Source organism: Microcystis sp. M53603_WE2, assembly GCF_030065435.1.
This window is the reverse complement of record NZ_JASJFF010000130.1, coordinates 1-3,267: the sequence shown is the minus strand read 5'-3', so window position 1 is coordinate 3,267 and position 3,267 is coordinate 1. Positions and strand designations below refer to the sequence as shown.

The window sequence follows — 3,267 nt, the reverse complement described above, 5'->3', positions numbered from 1 at the left end:
ACGCATTCCCTCCGATTGGGGTTATCGTCTCTACGTCGATGAGTTAATGACTCCCGATGACCGTATCGGCGAAAAAATCGGCTATTATCTGCATCAAAACGCTAAATCTCCTGCTTGGAGTCTCGAAAGTCTGCTGCAACGGGCCACCCAGTTTTTAGCCGGTTTAAGCGGTTATATCGCTATCGTTACCCTTCCCCACACCCTCACCAATACCCTGCGTCATCTGCAATTAATCCCCGTCTCGGACCGGCAGATAATGTTAATTATTGTTACAGATAGTTTACAAACACGCTCAGTTATGATAGAAATTCCTGAGTCTATGGCAACGGACAAGGAGGATGGATTAGCAGAAGAATTACAAATCCTCTCTAATTTTCTGGGGGAAAAATTAAAAGGTTATTGCTTGGCAGATTTAATTAACCTCGATTGGCAGCAAATCGAGCGAGAATTTGCCCGTTATACCCATTTTCTCCGACAATTAAGCCAAGAAATCAGCGCTAGTCTCCAATCCACTGCCACCCCAGAGATTATCGTCCATGGTGTCGCTGAAGTCATTCGACAGCCAGAATTCGCCCAATGGCAACAAGTACAAATGTTACTGCATCTATTGGAAGCAGAACAGGATCGCCTTTTACCCCTGATTTTACAAAGACCAGAACCGGAAAAATCAGCTAAAAAAGTCAAAATCACCATTGGTTCCGAAAATCCTCTGGAATCCATGCGCCCTTGTACTCTTATCTCCGCTTTTTATAAACAGGGAGATACTCCCGTCGGTAGTGTTGGCATTATCGGACCGACGCGAATGTTATACGAAAATACTATTCCCCTGGTGGAATCCACCGCTAACTATCTCAGCGAGGCTATAAGTAAGTAGATATCCCCCGCAAAGGTTCGGGAATGGGACAATCGACAGTAAACTCTAAAATTGTCTCACCATCCCCCAAATAGCCAGAATTGGCAAAACAGAGCAACATCCGCACCAGCGCCACCCACACCTCCGCATCGAACTCCCAATCCTGTCCCCGACGCGCTCCACAGGCGATCGATTTTAGCGCCCAAAAATAACTATTTCTCACCACTGAACCGCCTTTTTTATAAACAGGTACATCCTCATGGTGAATATAAAGAATATCATCTTTAGCGATCGCTCTCATCGGTGGCTAGGAAGGTTGCGGGAATTTTCAGCTGACTGTCTAGATAATAACATCTTTAGCGATCGCTTGGGTTGCGCCAGAAAACCCACCCTAATCATGAATTTATATGAGATATTTGGCTTGTTCTCGGCTGAGATGAAAGATTATGTCAAGTTTTCCCAAAATATCCCCAACAGTCTTGACAAACTGAAGTTTTTTCCCATAGAGCTTTTTCATTGGATACGATAGATTAATGCCTATTCCCAGTCCTGGAATTGGATAATATTGACTTATAAATGCCGCACTTAAAATCAGCTTTTTTCGGGGATATACGTGTGTAATACGTGTGTAAATTGTTTTATGTAAAGAAAAATTAACAAAAATACTCTTGACGCAACAAAAAGTCATCGATTAACATGAGTATTCATAAAAATCAACAGTAATAGTTATGTATTACTTATTTTCTGCTGATGTTAATTTTCTGCCGATGTTCCCCTAAACCTTTTGAACTCAGGCAATTTGCCTAATTTATCCCCTTGTTAGACAAGGAAAAAATCATGAGAAGCCATCAAGTCGCAGTTTTATTATCCACCTTTGCCACCGTTGCCCTAGTTGCCCCCGCAGTCCAAGCAGGGACCCTCGTTACCTCCCTACCCATTGTTTTTGAAACCTTTGACGGTGGTTTTAACTCCCCTTCTTCTCCACCACCATCTGGTGGCACTCCCGATCCCATAAATGGAATTAGTGCTACGATCACCAATGCAGGACAAGGTGATACAGACCCCTTTACTCCTGCTACTGGCGGCGCAATTCTAGGTAATTTCATCGCCGCTAATGTTTTAGGTTCATTCACTTACGACTCTTCCAATGCTGACGGTAAACTAGAGTTCGATCTCTTTGCTCACGGAACTCACGTATTCAATAACGTTCTTGCCAGTGGCGTTGGTACTATTGCCAGTACCTCCTTCAACTTCGATGTCTCGTCGGTGGTACCTACTAACTTTAGTCTTCCTCTGTTCATTCGTTTCACTCAAACTGGTAGTAACGTCTCTTCCACTTTGGCTGGCGTTAAAATAGAAATCACCACCAAAACACCTGAACCCGGAACTAGGACCGCTATCGGTTTATTAGGTCTGGGTTTAGCCGGTGCAGCTATCCGTCGTCAACTGCCAGAAAAAACCAAAACCAAAGTCTAACCCTTCGACTAAGCTCAGGGCAAGATTAGCGAAAATTTCGGTTTGACACTAAAACGGGCTGTGTCGGGTTGGGCGCATCTCAATTTTTGAAGAACTATCTAGGGCTGGCTGAATAAATCTAAAAACCTTGTTGGATAATATCTTTAGGCCTTTTTGAAATCAAAAAGTGCTAGCCATTGGAGTTATCGGGGGGAAATTCAGGCACTTTTTCCCTGAAAATTAGGTAATTGACCCCGGCGGTTCGACAAGCGGTTCGGACCTCGGCGTGAGCTCGGTCGAACGCTGATCTCACCGTCGAAGCCTCACCGTCCACTCGACTGAGATCACGGCCGAAGCCCACACCCTATCCCTAGGAAAAACTTTGTCAGCAAACCCTAACTATGACCACCGATACTATCACCACTCCCTCACCCAAAAAACTCTGGTTAGCAGCCCTGAAACCACCAATGTATAGTGTGGCGATTATACCGATTATTCTGGGAACAGCGATCGCTTATCAGGAAACAGGTCAATTTTCTCCCCCGATTTTTGTCACTTTTATCCTCTCAGCTATTTTAATTCTCGCTTGGTTAAATCTCAGTAATGATGTTTTTGATGCCGATACTGGGATCGATGTTAATAAAGCTCATTCGATCGTTAATTTAACCGGTAACAAATCTTTAATTTTCTGGCTGAGTAATCTTTTTCTATTAGTGGGTATTGCTGGTATTTTTGCTATTAGTTATTGGCGAGGCGATTGGATGATCCTAGAATTAATCGCCCTCTGCTGTTTTTTGGGCTATACCTATCAAGGACCGCCCTTCCGTCTCGGTTATCAAGGATTAGGTGAAATTATCTGTTTCTTTACTTTTGGACCCTTGGCGATTGCCGCTGCCTACTATTCCCAAGCTGGCACTTTTTCCCTCTCTAGTCTAGCGGCTTCAATTATTATCGGGATT

The 3,267-nt window shown here is 43.8% G+C and carries 4 protein-coding genes; 3 read left to right on the top strand and 1 reads right to left on the bottom strand.

Annotation, left to right across the window (positions count from 1 at the left end):
• Positions 1-874: HrcA family transcriptional regulator (locus PX481_RS03095; RefSeq protein ID WP_288093630.1), on the top strand; the 874-nt coding region annotated here is incomplete at its 5' end.
• Here PX481_RS03095 and PX481_RS03090 read toward each other — a convergent pair.
• Entirely contained in the window at positions 861-1,154 is a 294-nt protein-coding gene (locus tag PX481_RS03090) for a hypothetical protein (RefSeq protein WP_002760270.1), read from the bottom strand. The genes PX481_RS03095 and PX481_RS03090 overlap by 14 nt on opposite strands.
• Positions 1,155-1,690: 536 nt before the next feature.
• On the opposite strand from PX481_RS03090, the gene PX481_RS03085 reads away from it, so the two are divergent.
• Positions 1,691-2,329, top strand: coding sequence for a PEP-CTERM sorting domain-containing protein (locus tag PX481_RS03085; RefSeq protein WP_288093628.1), 639 nt, complete (start codon positions 1,691-1,693; stop codon positions 2,327-2,329).
• Between the two features lie 380 nt (positions 2,330-2,709).
• Positions 2,710-3,267 (top strand): 2-carboxy-1,4-naphthoquinone phytyltransferase (gene menA, locus PX481_RS03080; protein WP_288093626.1); only part of this gene is annotated, 558 nt, incomplete at its 3' end.

What these genes read in the sequence shown, in the direction of transcription:
- PX481_RS03085 (WP_288093628.1), top strand. Translation starts at nt 1,691, where the DNA reads ATGAGAAGCCATCAAGTCGCAGTTTTATTATCCACCTTTGCCACCGTT.
- PX481_RS03090 (WP_002760270.1), bottom strand. Translation starts at nt 1,154, where the DNA reads ATGAGAGCGATCGCTAAAGATGATATTCTTTATATTCACCATGAGGAT.